Here is a 5,555-nt window from a genome sequence, read left to right on the forward strand (position 1 = left end):
ATGATGCAGTTGCGCGCACCATCTCCCCAAACGTCGTCCTGGCTTTCGCCAGGACGACACTGAGAGTGGCGCAGCACTGTCGCCACCTCCGCACAGCCCGCAAAAACAAAACCGTCACAGTCATGATGCAGTTGCGCGCACCATCTCCCCAAACGTCGTCCTGGCTTTCGCCAGGACGACACTGAGAGTGGCGCAGCACTGTCGCCACCTCCGCACAGCCCGCAAAAACAAAACCGTCACAGTCTCTAACGGCTACTAACCAACGCCTGACTTAAAACTGTCATAATCGCCGAATGCAACCCGCGCCCGTGCGCTCTTTACACGCCATTAAGTACACCTGCATTGGATGCCCCTCGGAAAGTGCGTTGGGGACTGCAATGAGTGCCGCGAAGAAGATGCCGGGAAAACCGGCCGCCGAAATGTTTGACGACATCCCGGTGCTTCAGCGCAAATGGCGCGCCGCGTTGAAGCCGGGCGAACGGCTGCCGCGTTACGAGGACGTGATGCTCGGCAGCCTCGGCCGGCTCGCCGACCATATCGCGCTCCTCAAGAACGACGGCACGCTCGAACTGTCGCGCAGCGGGCGCTACGTTCAGAAATGGCTCGGCGAGGAGCGCTGGGACATCCCCATCTGCGAGCTCTCGCCCGATTGCGCCACGGCGCTGTCGGAAGCGGCGACGAGCGCGCTTGCGAACGGACGGCCGCACCAGGCGAGCGCGCATTGCGTGCGTGACGGCATGGTCAGGACCTACGATGTGCTGGCGCTGCCGACCGCCTCGCGCTGGGGCGCGACGCTGGTCGGCGCCTATGTCAACGAGCGCGGCGCGCAATACAATCTGCTGGATGCGATTTTCGCCTCGACCGACGACGCGGTGATCTCGCTGGCGACGCTGCGCGATGCCGGCGGCAAGCCGTTCGATCTCCAGATCGTGCATCACAACCAGAGCGCGGCCACGCTGCTGAAGGTCGCAAGTGCCGGCCTGCTGTGGCGCCGGATCGGCGAGGGCAACACGTTGCTGGCTGCGCCTGACATCATGGAATTCCTGCTCAAGGCCGTCTGCGGCGGCCGCGGCGAACAGCTCGAGATCGAGCACGATGGCCGGCATCTCCGGCTCAGCGCCACCGCCTTCGCCGACGTGCTCTCGCTGACGATCTCCGACGTCACCGCGTTGAAACGGCGCGACGCCTCGTTCCGCCTGCTGTTCGACAACAACCCGATGCCGATGTGGGTGTTCGACGCCGAGACCAAGCAGTTCCTCGGCGTCAACGACGCGGCGGTCCAGCATTACGGCTACAGCCGCGCCGTCTTCCTGCGCATGAAGCTGCACGAGATCTGTCCGGAGGACGAGTGGGACAGCCACGCCGAAGCGCTCGATCGCGTCGGCGAGACCTACCACTCCTCGCGCAACTGGCGGCACCTGCGTGCCGACGGCAGCGAGATCGAGGTGCTCACCTTCGGCCGCCGCGTCGCCTTCGACGACCGCGACGGCTATCTGGTCGCGGTGGTCGACATCACCGAACGGCGCAAGGCCGAGGCACGCATCGCCCATATGGCGCACCATGACGGGCTCACCGACCTGCCGAACCGCGAATATTTCCAGGAGCGTCTCAGGCAGGCGCTGGACCAGGCGGCAGGCAAGCGGGTCGGCGTGCTCTACATCGATCTCGACCTGTTCAAGAACATCAACGATTCCTTCGGACATCCGGCGGGCGACCGCCTGTTGAAGGAGGTCGCCGAGCGCCTGACCACCGCGGTCCGCGGCGCCAATCTCGCGGCACGTCTCGGCGGCGACGAGTTCGCCGTGATCCTGGCGGCCGACGTCTCGCCGAACGAGGCCAGCGCCTGCGCGACCCTGCTGATCGACATGCTGAAGGCGCCCTACGAGATCGACGGCCAGGAGATGGTGATCGGCGCCAGCATCGGCATCGCGCTGTCGCCCGGCGACGGCGTGACGTCGGAGGAGTTGATGCGCAACGCCGACATGGCACTGTACCGCGCCAAATCCGACGGCGGCGGCGTGCACCATTTCTTCGAGCGCGAGATGGATCTCCAGGCGCAGAAGCGCCGCGACATGGAGCTCGATCTGCGCCGCGCCTTTGCCAATGGCGAGTTCGAGCTGCACTATCAGCCGCTGGTGTCGATCGCCTCCGATCGCATCTCCGGTTTCGAGTCGCTGCTGCGCTGGCGTCATCCCGACAAGGGCATGATCTCGCCGGCGGAGTTCATTCCGGTCGCCGAGGACATCGGCCTGATCACCCAGCTCGGCGAATGGGTGCTGCGCGAGGCCTGTGCCGAGGYGGTGAAATGGCCCGTCGACGTCAAGGTCGCGGTCAATCTGTCGCCGGCGCAATTCCGCAGCCGCAACCTGGTCCAGGTCGTGATCTCGGCGCTGGCCCAGTCCGGCCTGTCGCCGAAGCGGCTCGAACTGGAGATCACCGAGTCGATCTTCCTGGCCGAGACCGATGCCAATCTCGCGATCCTGCATCAGCTGCGCGAGCTCGGCGTCGGCATCTCCATGGACGATTTCGGCACCGGCTATTCCAGCCTCAGCTATCTCCGCAGCTTCCCCTTCGACAAGATCAAGATCGACCGCTCCTTCGTCAAGGACCTGGCGCAGCGGCCCGATTGCGTCGCGATCGTGCGCGCGATCTCCGGCCTCGGCCGCAGCCTCAACATCACCACGACCGCGGAAGGCGTCGAGACCGAGGACCAGCTCGACTGGCTCCGCGCCGAGGGCTGCAACGAGGTGCAGGGGTTTCTGTTCAGCGCGGCGCGGCCCGCCGCCGAGATCGCAAAGCTGCTGGCCGATTTCGGCCAGCGCGCCTCACGGGCGGCGTAGCTCCGGCGGAAAGGTGTCGTAGACCAGTTCCCTGAAGGCGGGCGTGATGCGGCTGCGCTCGTTCTGGGTCTGCTGCATCATCAGGTAGACCATGTCGAGCTTGGGATCGACGCCGAAATAGGTGCCGCTGCCACTGTCCCATTTCAACTCGCCGATCGAGCCCGGCGGCGGCGGCTTCGCATTGCCGGGATCGGTGCGCACCGCAAGGCCGTAGCCATAACCGAAGCCGTCGCCCGGGAAATAGAAATAGTCGCGACCGACGCCGGAGCCGGGCCCGATGTGATCGGTCGTCATGGCCTTGAACGCGGCGGGGCTGAGGTAGCGCTTGCCCTCGAACTCGCCGCCGTTGAGCAGCATCTGCGAGAAGCGCTGATAGTCGGTGATGGTCGAGAGCAGGCCGCCGCCGCCGGACTGCCATTCGGGATGATCGAGGCGATCACGCTCGGCGGCGAGCAGGATGAAATCGTTCGGCAGCGGCCGCGCCATCCGCGCGAGTTCGTCCTCCGTCGCCAGCGCAAACTTGGTGCTGCTCATCCCGAGTGGGTCGAGGATGCGCTGCTTCAGGAACTCGTACAGGGTCTGGCCCGAAATGACCTCGATGATGGCGCCGAGCACGTCGGTGGAATGGCCATAGCGCCACAGCGTTCCCGGCTGCCGCGCCAGCGGCAGCTTCGCGATCCGGTCGGCAAATTCCCTGTTGTTGAATTGGCCTTCGAAGATGTTGGCGGCCTTGTAGGCCTGCTCGACCCATTTGCCGCCGATATAGTCGTAGCTGATGCCCGAGGTGTGCCGCAGCAGATCCTCGATGTTGACAGGGCGGACCGGCGGCACGAGGTCGAGCTCCAGCTTGCCGTCCGGCTTGGTGACCTCGAGGCCCACCTTGGTGTCGGCAAAGAGCGGGATGTATTTCGACGCGGGGTCGGCGAGCGCAAGCTTGCCCTCGTCGATCAGCATCATCGCGCCAAGGCACGTGATCGGCTTGGTCATCGAGTGGATGGCGAAGATCGTGTCCGGCGTCATGGCGAGGCCGGTCCGGACATCGCGCACGCCGAACGTCTTGAGGTAGACCGGCTTGCCGTGCTGCTGGACCAGGATGACCGCGCCCGGCAACCGGCCGCTTCCCACCTCGTTGTCAAAATACGCCGTGATGCGAGCGAGTCCGTCGGGGGACGGGGCGAGGATGTCGGCGGCGCGGCCTCGCGCCATGGTACCCGCCAGCAGCGCGGCCCCGACCAGAAATTCGCGACGCTTCATCCGGGCTTCCTCCCTCACCGGGATCAAAGCCGCAAGACATCAGAGGCGTCAACAAGACATCGATTAAAAACGCGTCACGATTTCCGAAAGGAACGGTCGCGGACGGTCCTCGCTCGGCCTGGTCGGCGTGCCGATATGGATGAAGCCGGCGAGCTTTTCGTCCGGCTTGAGGCCGAGGCCGTCGAGCACGTCGCGGTCGAACGAGAACCAGCCGGTCAGCCAGCAGGCGCCGTAGCCGAGCGCGGTCGCAGCCGTGACGATGTTCATGGCGCTGGCGCCCGCCRACAATTCCTGCTCGAAGGCCGGTACCTTCGGATGCGGTCTGGTGAAGCTGACGATGCCGATCACGAGCGGGGCATCGGTGAGCCGTTTCCGCTCGATCTCGACATCGGCCGCCGGCGCGCCGGGATTCTTCCGCGCAAATACCTTTGCGATCACCTCGCCGGCGCGCTGGCGTGCGTCGCCTTCGAAAATGATGAAGCGCCAGGGCGCGAGCTTGCCGTGGTCGGGCACGCGCGCGCCGATGGTGAGGATCGTCTCGAGCTCGGCCGCCGAAGGGCCGGGCCCGGTCATCTCGCGCGGCTTGACCGAGCGGCGGGTCTTCAGGAGTTCGATGGCGTCGGGCACTGCGATATCCTCTTCAGCTGGTCGTCGGGCGTGCCATGCGGAGATAGGCATGCACGCCCGCAACCGGAAGCGAATTTAGATCGATTTCAGGGATCAGGCCGCGCCCCGTGCCCGGACGACGTCCGGCGGGGTCGCTTCCTCGACCAGCGCGGCGATCGCCTCCGCCGTCGTCATCACCTTCTGGCCGTCGCTGCCGAGGCGGCGGACGGAGACCGAATGCGTCTCGGCCTCCTTCTTGCCGACCACGAGCAGTGCCGGGATCTTGGCCAGCGAGTGCTCGCGGACCTTGTAGTTGATCTTTTCGTTGCGCAGGTCGATCTCGACCCGAAGCCCCGCACGCCGCGCCTGCTCCAGGACCTGCTTGGCATACTCGTCGCCTTCCGAGGTGATGGTCGTCACCACGGCCTGCACCGGCGACAGCCAGAGCGGGAAGTTGCCGGCATAGTGCTCGATCAGGATGCCGATATAGCGCTCCATCGAGCCGCAGATCGCGCGATGCACCATCACCGGCGGCTTCTTGCCGCCGTCATGGTCGATGTAGAACGCACCGAACCGCTCCGGCAGGTTGAAGTCCACCTGCGTGGTGCCGCACTGCCAGTCGCGGCCGATGGCGTCGCGCAGCACGTATTCGAACTTCGGCCCGTAGAAGGCGCCTTCGCCCGGATTGATCTCGGTCTTGATGTGGTTGTTCTGCGACTGGATCTCGCGCAGCACCGTCGCCATCACGCGCTCGGCGTGCTCCCACATCGCATCCGTGCCGACGCGCTTGTCGGGCCGGGTCGACAGTTTCACGGTGAGATCGCCGGTGAAGCCGAAGTCCGCGTAGGTCGACTG

General features: G+C 65.5%; 4 protein-coding genes. 1 reads left to right on the forward strand and 3 read right to left on the reverse strand.

Translation table 11 applies throughout. From position 1 onward, the window contains the following. Positions 1-377: 377 nt before the first annotated feature. Positions 378-2,840, forward strand: a complete 2,463-nt coding sequence (locus tag AC1D00_RS24330) for a putative bifunctional diguanylate cyclase/phosphodiesterase (protein WP_477012398.1) — start codon at positions 378-380, stop codon at positions 2,838-2,840. Here AC1D00_RS24330 and AC1D00_RS24335 read toward each other — a convergent pair. The 3 genes from AC1D00_RS24335 to AC1D00_RS24345 form a co-directional block, all read right to left on the reverse strand. Further along, positions 2,826-4,094 (reverse strand): serine hydrolase domain-containing protein, encoded by a 1,269-nt coding sequence (locus AC1D00_RS24335; protein ID WP_477012399.1) that lies wholly within the window; start codon positions 4,092-4,094, stop codon positions 2,826-2,828. The genes AC1D00_RS24330 and AC1D00_RS24335 overlap by 15 nt on opposite strands. A 63-nt stretch (positions 4,095-4,157) precedes the next feature. Beyond that, a complete protein-coding gene (locus tag AC1D00_RS24340; protein WP_477012400.1) occupies positions 4,158-4,721 on the reverse strand; it encodes a nitroreductase family protein in 564 nt (187 codons plus the stop codon). Between the two features lie 93 nt (positions 4,722-4,814). Next, the coding region (locus AC1D00_RS24345) for a His/Gly/Thr/Pro-type tRNA ligase C-terminal domain-containing protein (protein ID WP_477012401.1) at positions 4,815-5,555 on the reverse strand (741 nt) is incomplete at its 5' end.

Source organism: Bradyrhizobium sp. P2_E8, assembly GCF_056403875.1.